Genomic DNA, 14,743 nt, shown 5'->3' with positions numbered 1-14,743 from the left:
TGACACTCAAGAATATCTATTTCGAAATGTCGAAATCAGATTTAGTAGTAATAAAAACCGCGCTCAGCGTATAAAACCGGCTATTATTGTTAGTTAACAGATCGTAGCCAAGTTTGTTGGAATGAAGACGCGATTCGCTGATCTGTTCGAGAACAGACGAGTAAAAAAGGCTTCCTGAGCTAAATACACTTGAGCGTAAATAGAGATAAAATCAGTTGCTGGTCGTAATTTCGTTAACGACTTCCCCAACAGAATACATATAATCGAAGCAGCCTACGAATTACTATGAATATTACGCAAGTGCGCGAACACCTCCATCGACTCATTGATGAAGTCGACGATCTATACGTGCTGAATGGTTTATATCGCACGCTGACCGCTGATAAGCGCCAGCGGGAAGCCTATGAAAAAGAGCAGCAGCGGACCGACGCTCGGGAAAAGGCAAAAAAACAGACAGGAAACCGACAGACCAGCTAACTCATTTCGATAAGCCGCTAATAGTTAGAGCAATAATAATAGCGTTGAAACCGAACGATAAGACGCCGTGCGCCAGAGCTGTCCGGCGCATGGCTTTTGATCCAATGGTTACATCAGACACCTGACTGGTCATGCCAATAACGAACGAGAAATAGGCAAAGTCGAGGTAATCCGGTTCGGCTTCATGCGGGAAATCCAACCCACCTGGGCGCTTCTTTGGGTTGATGTCATTGCCGTAGTACAGATGTGCATAGCGGAGGGTAAAAACGGTATGAACTAACGTCCATGCGCTCCAAACGGCCAATATAGGGAGTAGAATGTGTTCTCTGCGATTCTTATCCATCGAGTTGAGCAAGGCCACAACAGCAAATAAACCGACCAATGCCGCTACCACCACAAATATTAACAGGAATAGCCGACTAGAATCCTGAATGCGCGACAGTTTGGGCAAATCTCGCGGGTGAGATACCAGCATCGATGTCCACGCTAAGACTAACACGGTCATCGCAAAAGCTACATAGACGGTTGTAATTTGAGCTGGAATAGTGAAATAGTCAGGAACATAGAAGTAAGCAACTCCTGCCGCTAATGCTGCAATAATAAACCGATGGTGAGAATCAAATCGGGAGATGTACTCCAGTAATTTAGTAATCATGTAGTTACCAGAAAAGCAGGCCGAATACGAAGTAAATCATTCGCCAAATGCTGCCCAAATGTACACGTATCCACTATAGCAAAAGTTAAAATAAGTACCCACGTATGTCTCAGCAGACGAAGCATCTTGTTGTCCAGATTGGTACCCGGAAAGACAAGGCGGTTCTTTCCAAATCGCAAAAGGAATTTAATCGACTGATCCGGAAAATCGAAACACTAACGAGCGAACTGACCAATTTGCGCGAAGCTACTCTGCATATTCAGCAGCGGGTACAAACGGATTATCGGCCTTTACTTGAGCAGTATAGCCAATTTCGGGCCGATTTAGTGCGTTTGTTCGACCGGGCTTATCAGCATAAAGACTGTTCGAAAACGGAGAAGAAGAAACTCGCTGATCTTATTCGGAACATCGCCTTTGAGTTGATCGATACGTATGGAATTACTGATCTCAAACCCATCTATGATAAATACGATGCGGATGGATTCGACAATACGAACGCTGAGTCGGATCAACTAACGGCCGAGTTGATGAAGGAGATGATGGCAACGATGTTCGGCATCGAGATAGACCCGGATGCCGATGTCAGCGATCCGCAGAAAATGAATGCCTATGTTCAGGAGAAAATAGCGCAGCGGGAAGCCGCTGAGGCCGAACGTCGGCAGCAAACGGCCACTAAAAAACCGAAATCGGCAAAACAGCAGGAACGGGAAGATAAAAAACAAGTCGAAGCCCGGAACATCACCAAGGCTGTTCGAACACTGTATATGGACCTGGTAAAAGCCTTTCACCCCGACCGGGAGCCCGACGAAGCCGAAAAGCAGCGTAAAACCGAAATCATGCACCGCGTAACGGCAGCCTATGAAAAAAGCGATTTACTAGCGCTTTTGCAGTTACAACTCGAATTTGAACACATCGATCAGGCACATCTGGAATCCCTCGCCGAAGACCAACTCAAGTATTACAACAAAATTCTGAAGCAGCAGGCGGACGAATTAGACAACGAATTCTTCGGACTTCAAAACGAACTGGCCGCTATGACTGGGAAACCGGCTTTCGCCGTTAGTTCACCCATAGCACTGGAGTTCAGTCTGAATAGCGACATTGCCCAATTGAAGCGGGATATAAAACACATTAAAGCCGATCTGAAAGCCCTTGCTGATACGAGCCAACTCAAGCAGTGGCTGAAAACCTACCGGATTGAGAAGCCCGACGATTTTACGTTTTTTTGATATAACGTGAATCTAACTACTACTAGAATCAGAACTTAAAAAGCCGTTTGAGCCAACATCAATCCCTTATATAGTTCATATAAAGGATGGTTGATATTTTTTCTGACTTCTGCAATATTCCCGGAAAAATCTGTTTTTTCCAATGATTATACGGTACAGGAGGGCTTTTTCAAAATTTTCAACCATCTTGCCCTGTTATTTTACGCGCTTATAGCCAGAAGTCGTTTCGTTGAAATCTATGAAAGAGTACATCCGACCCATCAAACGTCTGCTTGTCGCCAACCGGGGCGAAATCGCCATCCGCATCATGCGGGCAGCTACCGAATTGGGCATCACCACCGTTGCCGTATACACCTATGAAGATCGCTACTCGCTACACCGCTATAAGGCCGATGAAGCCTACCAGATCGGTCGGGACGAAGACGCGCTGAAACCCTATCTGGATGTTGAAGGCATTATTCTACTGGCTAAGCGTCATAAAATTGACGCCATTCATCCTGGTTACGGATTTCTGTCGGAGAACGTAAAACTGGCCCGGCGGTGCCGTGAGGAAGGCATTATATTTATTGGCCCCTCACCCGAAGCAATGGACGCCCTGGGCGATAAAGTGCGCGCTAAAAATCTGGCCACCAAAGCGGGTGTACCCCTCATACCCGATTCGCGGGAAGAGAACATGAGCCCCGAATTTGCCCTGACCGAAGCCCAGCGGATTGGTTTTCCGATCATGGTGAAAGCCGCTGCCGGTGGCGGTGGTCGTGGTATGCGTGTAGTTCGGGAAGCGCAAGAGTTTGAAAAGGCTTTTGCTGAGGCTAAAAATGAAGCACGTAACGCATTCGGTGATGATACGATCTTTCTGGAAAAATTCATCGAGGAACCTAAGCACATTGAGGTACAATTGCTCGGCGACCAGCATGGGAACATCGTTCACTTGTATGAGCGTGACTGCTCGGTGCAACGCCGGTTTCAGAAAGTGGTTGAAGTGGCTCCATCGTTCGGTCTGAAGCAGGAAACGAAGGATAAACTTTATGCTTATGCCCTACAGTTAGGTCGGGCTGTGGAGTATTCCAACGCGGGAACGGTCGAGTTCCTGGTTGATAAAGAAGAGAATATCTATTTCATTGAGGTTAACCCCCGAATTCAGGTTGAGCATACCATAACGGAAGAAATAACCGGTATCGACATTGTCAGGACGCAGATTCTGATTGCCATGGGCTACCAGCTGTCCGATAATGGTATTTATATCAATCGGCAGGAAGATATTCCACTGAATGGCTACGCGATTCAGTGTCGGATCACAACGGAAGATCCATCGAACGGCTTTAAGCCCGACTTCGGTACCATCACAGCCTATCGAAATGCAGCTGGATTTGGTATCCGTTTGGATGAGGGAAGTAGCTACGCGGGCATGAAAATATCGCCCTACTTCGACTCGATGATTGTGAAAGTTTCGGCGCGGGGCCGCACGCTTAAAGGCGCTACCCAACGCCTGACGCGAGCGTTACTGGAGTTCCGGATTCGGGGCGTTAAAACCAATATCAGCTTTTTGCTGAACGTGATTAGCCACCCGATTTTCCAGCGGGGCGAAGCACGGGTTTCGTTTATTGAGACGCACCCCGAACTGTTCGATCTGCGCAAGCCGCAGGACCGGTCGACGCGGGTACTTAATTACCTCGCCGATGTGATTGTAAACGGCAATCCCGAAGTAAAGAAGAAAGACGATAGTAAGATTTTTAGAACCCCCGTGGTTCCTGCCTTCGACACCTACGGCCCTTATCCAACCGGTAACCGGGATCGACTGAAGGAATTAGGCCGCGAGCAATTTACGCAATGGGTGAAAGATCAGAAGTGTGTTCTTTACACAGATACTACTTTTCGCGATGGCCACCAATCGTTGCTGGCCACTCGGGTCCGAACGCAGGATTTGCAAAAAGTAGCCGAAGGATTCGCCAAAAATCATCCTGAACTCTTTTCGATGGAAGTCTGGGGTGGAGCCACCTTCGACGTGGCCATGCGGTTCCTCTATGAAAGCCCCTGGAAGCGCCTGGAGGCACTGCGTGAAGCCATGCCGAACATGCTGCTGCAAATGCTGTTTCGGGGTTCCAACGCGGTTGGCTATTCGGCCTATCCCGACAATCTGATTGAAAAATTCGTTGAGAAATCCTGGGAAACGGGCATTGATGTGTTCCGGATTTTCGATTCCCTCAACTGGGTTGAGGCCATGAAAGTAAGTATTCGTGCCGTTCGTGAGCGCACCGATGCTCTTTGCGAAGCCGCTATTTGTTACACGGGCGATGTGCTCTCGCCCAATCAACATAAATATACGCTCCAGTACTACCTCGACATGGCCCGCCAGCTCGAAGATGAGGGCGCACATTTACTGGCCATTAAAGATATGGCCGGGTTGCTGAAACCCCTCTCGGCTGAGGTATTGGTGCGTGAATTGAAAAAGGCTGTAAGCATCCCAATTCACCTGCACACGCACGATACGGCGGGTATTCAGGCGGCTACCTACCTGAAAGCTATTGACTCGGGTGTGGATATTGTTGACTGTGCCTTAGGTGCCTTATCGGGCCTGACGTCGCAACCGAACTTCAACTCGGTGGTGGCCATGATGCAGGGCCATGAGCGGGAGTGCGATATGAATTTGTCGTCACTAAATGCCTATTCCAACTATTGGGAAGATGTTCGGGAGTATTATTACCCGTTTGAGTCGGGCATGAAAGCGAGCAGCGCAGAGGTTTATGAGAACGAAATTCCGGGTGGACAGTATTCCAATCTGAAACCGCAGGCTATAGCAACGGGCCTGGGTGATAAGTTCGAGACGCTGAAGAAGAACTACTCGGTGGCGAACCAATTATTTGGTGATATTGTGAAAGTGACACCTTCGTCGAAAGTAGTTGGCGATATGGCCATCTTCATGACCGCCAATAACCTCACTGCCGATGATGTACTGACACGGGGCGAATCGCTGTCCTTTCCTGAATCGGTAAAGGAGCTCATGAAGGGTATTCTGGGCCAGCCCGTTGGTGGTTTCCCGGAGGCTATTCAGCGCGTTGTACTCAAAGGGGAAGAGCCTATTACAGATCGTCCGAACAGCCATCTGAAACCAATTGACTTCGACGCTGATTTTAAGGCTTTCCAGGAAAAATACCCCCTTTGCGATGGTTTCGTAGATTATCTGTCGTATCAGATGTATCCAAAGGTATACGATGAATACTACAAGGCTAATGAGCAATACGGGAACGTCAGCATCATTCCAACGCCGGCCTTCTTTTACGGACTAAAAGAGAACGAGGAAATCCTGATTAACATTGAGGAGGGTAAAAATATCCTTGTCCGTCTGCTGTTCCGATCAGAGCCCGATGAGTTTGGTATGCGAACGATCACTTTTGAACTGAATGGACAGAGTCGTCAGGTTAAGGTTCGCGACAAATCCTCGAAAGTTGAGAAATTCCAGCACGTTAAAGTGAGTAAAGCAGGCGATATTGGCTCGCCTTTACAGGGTCGACTGACGCGTATTCTGGTAAAAGAAGGGGATACCGTCAAGAAAAACCAGCCTTTGTTCGTCATCGAAGCCATGAAAATGGAAAGTATTGTGGCAGCACAGAAAGAAGGCAAAGTCGGCAAAGTTGTACTGAAAGAAGGTACCGTTGTTGAACAGGACGATTGTGTTGTAGAGCTTGCCTAACGCGTAAATAAGGACTTAGGGTTTTTGTCTGAAGCTGTTACAAAAGCTGCTTTAAGAAAATCCTGAGTCCTATTTTTTTTTACTAAATCGGTCGGTCAACATGAGCCTTAAGAAACTAATCCTATTCGCTGGACTACTATTGCCAGGATTTATCAGCCTTGCACAGACAAAGCCAAAAGATGGTTTCTGGCGAGGAGTTTTTACAATGGCTGGTGGTCAGCAAGCGCCTTTTGATTTTGAGTTGAAAGGTAAAACGGCCTACCTGATTAATGGGACAGAGCGATTTGAATTGCCCGGCGTTCACCAACGCGCCGATTCTCTGTTTATTCCGGTCGATGTCTACAACAGATTACTGGCCGCTAAGATCGAAAACGATGGAACATTGTCGGGAACGTTCAACTATCTGGACACCTCAACACCCGTCAAACCAATACCCTTTCGGGCAGAGTACGGCAAAAAATATCGGTTTTTCGAGAAGCCAGCTGCCGCTACGGTTAGTTTGCAGGGGAAATGGGACGTGGTCATTAACGGCCAAACCAAGCTGATCGGTGTATTTGAACAGCATGCCAATCGCCTGACGGGTACGTTCCTGAGTACTGGTGGTGACCTGCGTTTCTACGAAGGCGTCGTACAAGCGGATAGTTTCGCGCTGTCGGCGTTTGACGGGTCGAGTCCACAACTGTTCAAAGGGAAAGTTAGTGGAAATGAACTAAGGGGTGAACAGGTCAGTGCCCGGAGTGTGAATCCCATTACCGGCACCCGAAATGCCCAGGCTGCCCTGCCCGATGCCTACAGCCTGACAACGATGAAGAAAGGCGTTCCTTTCACGTTTACATTCCCTGATGCATTTACGGGTAAACCCGTATCACTACATGATCCAAAATATAGGGACAAAGTAGTCATCGTGACACTTATGGGAAGCTGGTGCCACAACTGTATGGACGAAGCGGCTCTTCTAGCGCCCTGGTACGAGGCTAATAAGAAGCGGGGTGTTGAAATTATTGGTCTGGCGTTCGAGTATAAAAATGATCCAGCTTTTGCTAAAGCCCGACTCGAACCCATGAAAAAGCGCTATCAAATCGGGTATGATATTTTGTTTGCCGGTATTGTCGATGCGAAACATCCGTCAGAAGCCTTGCCCGCTTTGAGCGAAGTGTCAGTTTATCCTACAACGATTTTTGTTCGGCGGAATGGTGACGTGGCTAAAGTGCATACGGGTTACTCAGGTCCAGCAACCGGTCAGTATTACGAAGAGTTTATTAGAGAGTTTAATTCGGAAATGGATCAATTACTGAAGGAGTCAGTTCCTGAGAACGGTCACCAGAAATCATCTAAATAAGTACGTATTAATCTATTTTTTCAAGGTCACTTCTTCAACAGTGACCTTTTTTTATTGGCTGCTGGTTAGTCCAGATGCAAATCTTTGAACATAGGATGCTGTCGATTTATAGAGATAGAGTTGTATCAATCAATGTTTTATCGCAATTTACTTGCTTAACCAAATCGCCAGCCTGCTATGGAAAATCAGCCGCCAACTTCTCCATTGTCACCCGCTCCTTCTTCCTTAAGCGAATCCGACGCCCGGCTTTGGGCTATGCTTGCTCATCTGAGTGCATTACCCGGTTCATTTTTCCTGATTGGCAGCGTTTTGGCTCCACTCATTATCTGGCAGATTCAGAAAGACAAATCGGCATTTGTCGATTATCACGGTAAGGAAGCCCTTAATTTTCAGATTACAATAGCACTGGCGACAGCTGTATCACTTCTGCTCATGTTTGTCCTGATTGGGTTTGTGTTAATCTGGGTGGTAGGTATCGTTTGGCTCATTTTCACTATCATTGCTGGTATTAAGGCCAATAATGGAGAGTACTACCGCTATCCAATAACGATCCGGTTTATTAAATAACGGGCTATTAAGTAAATGGATAATGTAAAATTGATAATGAATACTGAATAACGTAAATGAATAATAAGCTGATTATTGTCCATTTTACATTGCCCATTGTCCATTATACATTTACTTACTAATGGCTGATAGAGTGATTGACAACAATTTTAGCAATATGAATGCTCCCCAACAAAACCCAGAAGGTGCCATTGATGTCGAATTAAGTGAAGAAATTGCCGAAGGTGTTTATGCCAATCTGGCAATGATTGCTCACTCAAATAGTGAATTTATTCTGGATTTTATTCGCCTGATGCCGGGTGTTCCTAAGGCAAAAGTAAAAGCGCGTATCATTCTGACCCCCGAACACGCCAAACGCTTGCTTGAGGCATTGCGTGAGAACATCAGCCGCTTTGAAGAAGCTTACGGCGGAATTAATGAACCCAACGATGCATTTCGATTCCCAACAGGAGGATTTGGTGGTCCGGTAGGCCAAGCGTAATTGATTTACGGGGTATGATTTACGAAGTACGATTTACGTTGGCGTCAGCAATAAATCATACTTCGTATCTCGTAATTCGCAAATGTTTTTGTACCTTTGCACCTCAAATTTCGGGAAGACTGTTTTTTCGTAAACAAAATCAAGAATGCCTACTATACAACAATTAGTGCGTAAAGGCCGCGAAAAGCTGATCGACAAGTCAAAGTCGCCAGCTTTAGATGCCTGCCCACAACGTCGGGGTGTGTGTACACGGGTGTACACGACCACGCCGAAGAAGCCAAACTCGGCTCTTCGTAAAGTTGCCCGCGTTCGTCTGACGAACGGTCGGGAGGTTAACGCTTACATTCCTGGCGAAGGCCATAACTTACAGGAACACTCAATCGTACTGATTCGTGGTGGTCGTGTAAAAGATCTTCCAGGTGTTCGTTACCACATCGTTCGGGGTGCTCTGGATACGGCTGGCGTAAGCGGTCGTCTGCAAAGCCGGTCGAAATACGGTGCCAAACGTCCAAAACCAGGTCAGGCTCCGGTAAAAGGTGGCAAAGGTGCACCACCAGCAAAAAAGAAAAAGTAAGTTAGTGTAATGAGTTAATTCGTGTAGTAAGTGAGGTGAGTTGTAAACCTTACTCCACCGCTCCACTCAATTAACTAATTACTAAAAAATGACTGGACGCTGGAAAGACTACGTTCAGAGTAAGATCAAAAATCTGAAGCAATCATGAGAAAGGCGAAACCGCCCAAGCGTTACGTATTACCCGATCCTAAATACAAGGAGGTTCTCGTAACTAAATTTGTAAACAATCTGATGTACGAAGGCAAAAAGAGCCTGGCGTACTCCATCTTCTATGATGCCCTTGACGTGGTTGCAAAACGCACCAGCGAAAGTGGCCTCGATACATGGAAAAAGGCATTAAACAATGTAATGCCATCAGTTGAAGTTAAAAGTCGTCGCGTCGGTGGAGCTACCTTCCAGGTGCCAACCGAAGTACGGGCAGACCGAAAAGTCGCGGTAGGCATGAAATGGCTTATTAAGTATGCTCGTTCGCGGGGTGAAAAAACCATGGTAGACCGGTTAGCAGCCGAAATCGTCGCAGCCGCAAAAGGTGAAGGCGCAGCTGTTAAAAAGAAGGACGATACGCACCGTATGGCAGAAGCCAACAAGGCGTTCTCGCACTTCCGGTTCTAAACCAATCCAACGCGCCAAAGTCCCGATGGCCGTCGAATGTACAAAAGCTCCTCAACATTGGGGGGCTTTTGTTATTTTTGGCCCTATGACAACTTTAGAGAATGATCATCTCCGCGTCTCAATACGGCCAAAAGGGGCCGAACTGACTTCTATTTTTCACAAGCCATCGGGTATTGAACACCTCTGGCAGGCTGACGCTATGGTGTGGGGATGGCATGCGCCAAACCTGTTTCCGGTAGTGGGCGGATGTCTGAACAATCAGTTGCTGATTGATGGAAAGACGTATCCAATTGAACGGCACGGCTTTACCCGGCAGTCGTTGTTTGAAACAACAGAATCAACGTTAACACACGCCGTTTTTTCGCTCTGGTCCAGCGATGCTACACGCATTCATTTTCCCTACGAATTTGAGTTTCAAATCATCTATGAGCTGGATGGCCCTCGCCTGACCATAACCTATCGGGTTGTTAATGAGGATGAGAAACCCATTTTCTTCTCGGTTGGTGCCCACCCGGCTTTTGCCGTACCGTTTACTACTGGCGAAGCTTACGAGGATTATTTCATCGAATTTGAACAGCCCGAATCGTTGGAGACGCATATGCTTTCGGCAGCCGGTTATTTTACGGGAGAAACAAAACCAGTTCCGACTGATGGACGTCGACTACTACTAACCAAGCACTTATTTGACGAAGATGCCCTGGTATTCAAAAATCTAGTCTCCCGGCGTGTGGTGCTCCGAAGCGATAAACACGATCATTCGGTAGCCGTCGTTTTTCCCGAATTTCCTTATCTGGGCTTGTGGGCCAAGCCCGGTGCTTCATTCGTGTGTATTGAGCCCTGGCTGGGTTGCGCCGATAGTGAAGGTCAACCGAAGCCGATTGAGCAGAAAGAAGCTATTCAGCAGGTGGCCGAAGGAAAAGTCTTTGAAGCTGCCTTTACAATTGAGATGAGGTAGAGGTATGTCATTATGCCGTAGAGACAAGGCATGCCTTGTCTCTACGGCAACAATCCTATTGCGTTTCTTCCAGGGGCGAAAAATCTTTGAACGTACGCTTGAGCGCCTTGTCGGTAGCTTCTTTTTTGCTTTGCCAGTTGGCGTCCAGTTCCAGCGCTACGAGGCCGCTTAAACTCATTGAGTTGCGAAAATCGTCCAGCTTTTTTACAAATTCGCCATTGCGTCGAGTCGATTTCAAGGCAAACTCACGGGCAAAGACATCCCCTTTATTTTGTAATTCACTCCGCTTGCCCAGTACGTAGTTATATCGGTCCAGCAAGTCCTTCATCGACTTACCGATTACTTCGGTTGCTTCCAGCGTACCCATTGTTAGAACGGCAGTGCCACCCACTGCCGAAATAATGCGTCCATTGCTTTGCGCGGCTGCACTGGTACTTGCGCCCGTAACGGCTGGTGTTACACCCGTAACGGCTCCCAGTGAGGCATTAGCTACGGAGCGATTGCGCTTGCCTCCTTTCGCTTTTTTGTAGTCATCCTTAAGCTGCCCCTCTTTATCGCTTAACTGCTCAATTAGCCCCCATGCCTGCACCAGTACCTGACGATATTGATTGTAATAGTAACGGTCTTTTTCTGCCTCATTCACCGTGTTAAGCACGGTGAATGTTATTCGCTGTTCTGACCGGTTTTGTGCTTTATCCAACACATAAAATGTTACCTGAACATTCAGCGAATCGTAAGGGTCTTTTACAAAGTCATAACCTGGCTGCCAGATGAACTCATACTGGTTCTCCGTATTTTTCACCAACGACGTTTTTGGAATCTGCTGGTTATCCGATAAAAAGCCAAAAGTCGATACATCATCTTCACCGTTGGGATCAGATAAGTAAAATTTGAGATTTACCGTTGCATTCTCGCGCAATTTATAATGCGTTTCTTTCGGAATAACGGCTATATCGGGCGGGAGATCCATAGCCGTAACCTCAACTTTCAACCGACCTTTTGTGCGCATTTTAGCGGGCTGGTCTTCGACCCAGAACTCAATATATTGGGGTGCCTGCTTCAGTCGGTTAAACTGATTGAGCGAGAGTGTCCAGGTTAGTTCACCCTGCGAGGATAGTTTGCTACCTTCGGGCATTTGGTCGGCAATGGGAATAAATACGATTGGGTCGCCGTCATCATCCCGTACTACTTGTGGATCAATCTTATAGGTATTCTGCGTGCGGTAGCGCACATAAAAAGGCTGTAGATCTCCTACGATGGGCGGGCGATTTACGTGTACCACTTTAAAGTCGATGGTTTGCGAAGCAGTTTGGCCCCGTTTCGAGCGAACGTCAAACGTTACGGGGAAGACTTTCATCGTCTGAATCCGGTCGGCCAGGCCATAGCTGGGTATCCAGTTAAAATGACCTAACGAATCAAGATACATACCATCCGGTACTTCATTTCCAAACGCAAATGAGAGCGTATCACCAGGAAGGCCGCCAACCGCTTTCAGGTCAAATCGAACAGGATTTCCTTCTGTTACGAGGTTCCAATTGGTTTGGGAGGGAAATACGAGTTGTAATGGTTTGGAATCCTGCGCATAGGTACTAACGACCGTAGTGATCAGTAATAGCCAAGCAATTATACCGGCAGTTCGGTTCATATAGAGAGTTGGAGGTGGTCTGTGTTAAAAAACGTAAAAATAAGGCTAAGATTTCGTCTACCCTGAATGTATCTGTCAGTTTTGAGACTTTTCTTATCTATTCTGGCCTTTTTCTTTATTATAATTATATTTTTCCAAGAGAAAGTAATAGACCTGCACCTTGAATAACCACAAGATTACAAACTATCGCGTAAATGTTTAGGTATGTCTGTAAATGAAAACAGTCGCCACCTGAGGTCAGATGGCGACTGGTTAGAACAGGCAGAAACCTGTAACAATTACTTAGTTTTTCTTAGGTGCAGTAGCTGTACCCGATGCCGGGGCTGTTGGTTTTGCCGCAGCTGGCTGGCTTCCGCCGGTTGTAGCTGGCTTAGCAGCCGCAGCCGCAGCGGCTTTGGCTGGATCAATACCCATTTTCTTCAATACCAACTCTGTAATGTTGTTTTCTTCTGGTGCAACCAGTAAGATAGGAATGGTATTGGCACCTGCATCGAGGTTGAATACGTACTGAAAGCCATTCTCTTTGGCAACGGCATCAATTGCTTTCTGAATTTTCTGAACAACCGGATTTACCAACGATTGGTATTTGCCTTGCAACGATTGCTCAGCAGTCCGGCCGAACTCCTGAATCCGAGCCTGGAGGCCCTGTAATTCGGTTTCGCGATCCTTCTTGATAACGTCCGACATTTGCGCGGCCCCTTTTTCGTAGGCTGCATATTTGTCTTCCAATTCTTTCTGCATGCGCTTCAGTTCGTTTTCTGATTGCGTCCGCTGAATGGTTAATTGGTTTTGAATATCTTTTGCTTCGGGCGTTTGCGACAGAACGAAATCAATGTTCGTATAGCCTAACTTCAGCGGTCCGGCTGCGGTAGTCGTAGCAGGCGTTGCGGTTGGGGCTTGTGCCTGAGCGTTTAAACCACCCAATAGAAGGGCTGCAGCAAACGCCATGACGAGGTTTTTCTTCATTTCGAATCGATTGTTTGTATTAAGTTAATGGACAATGAATACTGTAAAATGAATAATATAATATGACCGGGCCAGATCTGTCATTATCAATTATTCATTTTACATTATTCATTTATTTACTTAGGTTTTGTGGTTGTTTTATTTGTTGGATTACTATTGGTAGCAGTTGGTTTAGTATCTAGTCCCAATTCTTCCATAACATAATCCGAATAGTCATGCCGGGGGTTGGTATAAAGCATGACAAAATCAGATGCTTTGTCGAAGATAAAATCCAGTTTCTTCTGAATGCATATCTTTTCAACCGCCCGGTTTATCAACTCCATCGGAGCCTTCATTAACTCTTTTTTCTTCTCAAATAACAAGCCCTGATAACCGAATACCTTGTTGTTATAGTCTCTGGCTTCACGTTCCTTATCGCTGATGATTCGTTGCCGTTCGCGCTTCATATCTTCTGTCAGCAGGATTTCTTCTGCCTGATAGGCTTTCTGTAGCTTCTCGATGTCAACGTATTTGTCCTGAATATCCTTCGACCATTTATCAGCGAACTTGTCAATTTCGCTAAGGGCTTTCTGGTATTCGGGCATCTTGCCAAAGATATACTCCGTATCGATGTATCCGAATTTCTGAGCCTGAGCAGGAATAGTTACCCAAACAGAACACAAAAGTACAAAAAATAGGGCTTTTTTCATTAGGAGCCAGTCAATTTTTGCAGGAAGTGATTGATTTTCAAGGATAGTTTCTGGAAACCTGTAAGCCCACAGGAACGTACAGGTTTTAGTTAAAACGGCTGACCTTCTCAAATCTTATCTGAACTGCTGCCCAATCGTAAAGTGGAACTGACCTGATGCTTTATCTTTCACGCCCGGAATTTTGTCGAAACCATATCCGTAGTCGATCCCGATTAACCCAAAGGCAGGCATAAAGATACGGGCACCAAAGCCCATGGACCGCTTCAGATCGAATGGATTATACTGTTTATAACTGGCCCAGTTATTACCGGCTTCCAGGAATGTCAGGACAAATATGGTAGCTGATGGGTTCAATGAAACAGGATAACGAAGTTCAGCAACGAATTTGTTGTAAACTACACCACCCTGACTGCGAGACGTTTGATCGACAGCGCGGTCGTAATCAGCCGTGTACACGCTACGGTCGTCATAACCACGCAGACCAATAATATCCTGTGCCAGCGCGAACTGTCCCTGACCCGCCAGACCTGAGCCACCCAATACAAATCGTTCAAATGGTCCGATTGTCGTACGCTTGTTGTAGCTGCCCAAAAAGCCTAAGTGAGCACGGGTGTTCAATACCAGTTTGCCAAATACTGTCTGGAACCAGCTGGCGTCGAACATCCATTTGTGGTATTCCACAAACTTATATTTATCCTTTGGAGCCTCTGTTGCCGTTGTCGTACGCCAGGCCGAATACGGAGGGGTAAACGAACCACTCAAGGTAAACGATGAGCCATTACGGGGGAACTGCGGGTTATCGATGCATCCGTAACTCAAAACCACTTGAATTACCGAATCCCGGTACAGTTGGGGGTGGAAAAAAC

Annotated in this window: 13 protein-coding genes and 1 pseudogene; 9 read left to right on the top strand and 5 right to left on the bottom strand. The window is 46.6% G+C overall.

The window, feature by feature from the left end:
* The first annotated feature begins 285 nt into the window (after nucleotides 1-285).
* Complete coding sequence (locus tag ACYVGO_RS13575) at nucleotides 286-477, top strand: hypothetical protein (protein WP_142771067.1); 192 nt, start codon at nucleotides 286-288, stop codon at nucleotides 475-477.
* Between the two features lies 1 nt (nucleotide 478).
* On the opposite strand, the gene ACYVGO_RS13570 is transcribed toward ACYVGO_RS13575, so the two are convergent.
* Nucleotides 479-1,132, bottom strand: a complete 654-nt coding sequence (locus tag ACYVGO_RS13570) for a DUF1345 domain-containing protein (RefSeq protein WP_460969717.1) — start codon at nucleotides 1,130-1,132, stop codon at nucleotides 479-481.
* A 104-nt stretch (nucleotides 1,133-1,236) separates the two neighbouring features.
* Here ACYVGO_RS13570 and ACYVGO_RS13565 point away from each other — a divergent pair, with 104 nt between their 5' ends.
* The 8 genes from ACYVGO_RS13565 to ACYVGO_RS13530 all read left to right on the top strand — a co-directional run bounded on the left by ACYVGO_RS13565 (nucleotide 1,237) and on the right by ACYVGO_RS13530 (nucleotide 10,577).
* The gene (locus ACYVGO_RS13565; protein WP_460969716.1) at nucleotides 1,237-2,361 is read left to right on the top strand and encodes a hypothetical protein; all 1,125 of its coding nucleotides are present in this window, start codon (nucleotides 1,237-1,239) and stop codon (nucleotides 2,359-2,361) included.
* A 238-nt stretch (nucleotides 2,362-2,599) separates the two neighbouring features.
* Nucleotides 2,600-6,049 carry a pyruvate carboxylase gene (locus ACYVGO_RS13560; protein ID WP_460969715.1) on the top strand — a complete coding sequence of 1,150 codons (3,450 nt, stop codon included), beginning with the start codon at nucleotides 2,600-2,602 and terminating at the stop codon, nucleotides 6,047-6,049.
* Between the two features lie 100 nt (nucleotides 6,050-6,149).
* Nucleotides 6,150-7,388: a TlpA disulfide reductase family protein gene (locus tag ACYVGO_RS13555; RefSeq protein ID WP_460969714.1), complete on the top strand. Its 1,239-nt coding sequence runs from the start codon at nucleotides 6,150-6,152 to the stop codon at nucleotides 7,386-7,388.
* Nucleotides 7,389-7,565: 177 nt separating this feature from the next.
* Entirely contained in the window at nucleotides 7,566-7,955 is a 390-nt protein-coding gene (locus tag ACYVGO_RS13550) for a DUF4870 domain-containing protein (RefSeq protein ID WP_460969713.1), read from the top strand.
* A gap of 157 nt (nucleotides 7,956-8,112) precedes the next feature.
* On the top strand, nucleotides 8,113-8,436 hold the full coding sequence (locus ACYVGO_RS13545) for a DUF3467 domain-containing protein (protein ID WP_142771073.1): 324 nt from the start codon (nucleotides 8,113-8,115) through the stop codon (nucleotides 8,434-8,436).
* A gap of 145 nt (nucleotides 8,437-8,581) precedes the next feature.
* Nucleotides 8,582-9,010 (top strand): 30S ribosomal protein S12, encoded by a 429-nt coding sequence (gene rpsL, locus ACYVGO_RS13540; protein ID WP_111347395.1) that lies wholly within the window; start codon nucleotides 8,582-8,584, stop codon nucleotides 9,008-9,010.
* A 144-nt stretch (nucleotides 9,011-9,154) separates the two neighbouring features.
* Complete coding sequence (gene rpsG, locus ACYVGO_RS13535) at nucleotides 9,155-9,622, top strand: 30S ribosomal protein S7 (RefSeq protein ID WP_012928933.1); 468 nt, start codon at nucleotides 9,155-9,157, stop codon at nucleotides 9,620-9,622.
* 85 nt (nucleotides 9,623-9,707) lie between these two features.
* On the top strand, nucleotides 9,708-10,577 hold the full coding sequence (locus ACYVGO_RS13530) for an aldose 1-epimerase family protein (RefSeq protein WP_460969712.1): 870 nt from the start codon (nucleotides 9,708-9,710) through the stop codon (nucleotides 10,575-10,577).
* A 55-nt stretch (nucleotides 10,578-10,632) separates the two neighbouring features.
* Here ACYVGO_RS13530 and ACYVGO_RS13525 read toward each other — a convergent pair whose 3' ends face one another.
* From ACYVGO_RS13525 to ACYVGO_RS13510, 4 genes and pseudogenes are all read right to left on the bottom strand, one after another.
* Nucleotides 10,633-12,222: a hypothetical protein gene (locus tag ACYVGO_RS13525; RefSeq protein ID WP_142771075.1), complete on the bottom strand. Its 1,590-nt coding sequence runs from the start codon at nucleotides 12,220-12,222 to the stop codon at nucleotides 10,633-10,635.
* Between the two features lie 282 nt (nucleotides 12,223-12,504).
* Complete coding sequence (locus ACYVGO_RS13520; RefSeq protein ID WP_460969711.1) at nucleotides 12,505-13,188, bottom strand: OmpH/Skp family outer membrane protein; 684 nt, start codon at nucleotides 13,186-13,188, stop codon at nucleotides 12,505-12,507.
* Nucleotides 13,189-13,304: 116 nt separating this feature from the next.
* The gene (locus ACYVGO_RS13515) at nucleotides 13,305-13,877 is read right to left on the bottom strand and encodes an OmpH/Skp family outer membrane protein (protein WP_142771077.1); all 573 of its coding nucleotides are present in this window, start codon (nucleotides 13,875-13,877) and stop codon (nucleotides 13,305-13,307) included.
* Between the two features lie 114 nt (nucleotides 13,878-13,991).
* Nucleotides 13,992-14,743: pseudogene (locus ACYVGO_RS13510) on the bottom strand (outer membrane protein assembly factor BamA); the annotation flags it as partial.

Source organism: Spirosoma migulaei, from assembly GCF_054776855.1.
This window is presented reverse-complemented; position numbering and strand designations above follow the sequence as displayed.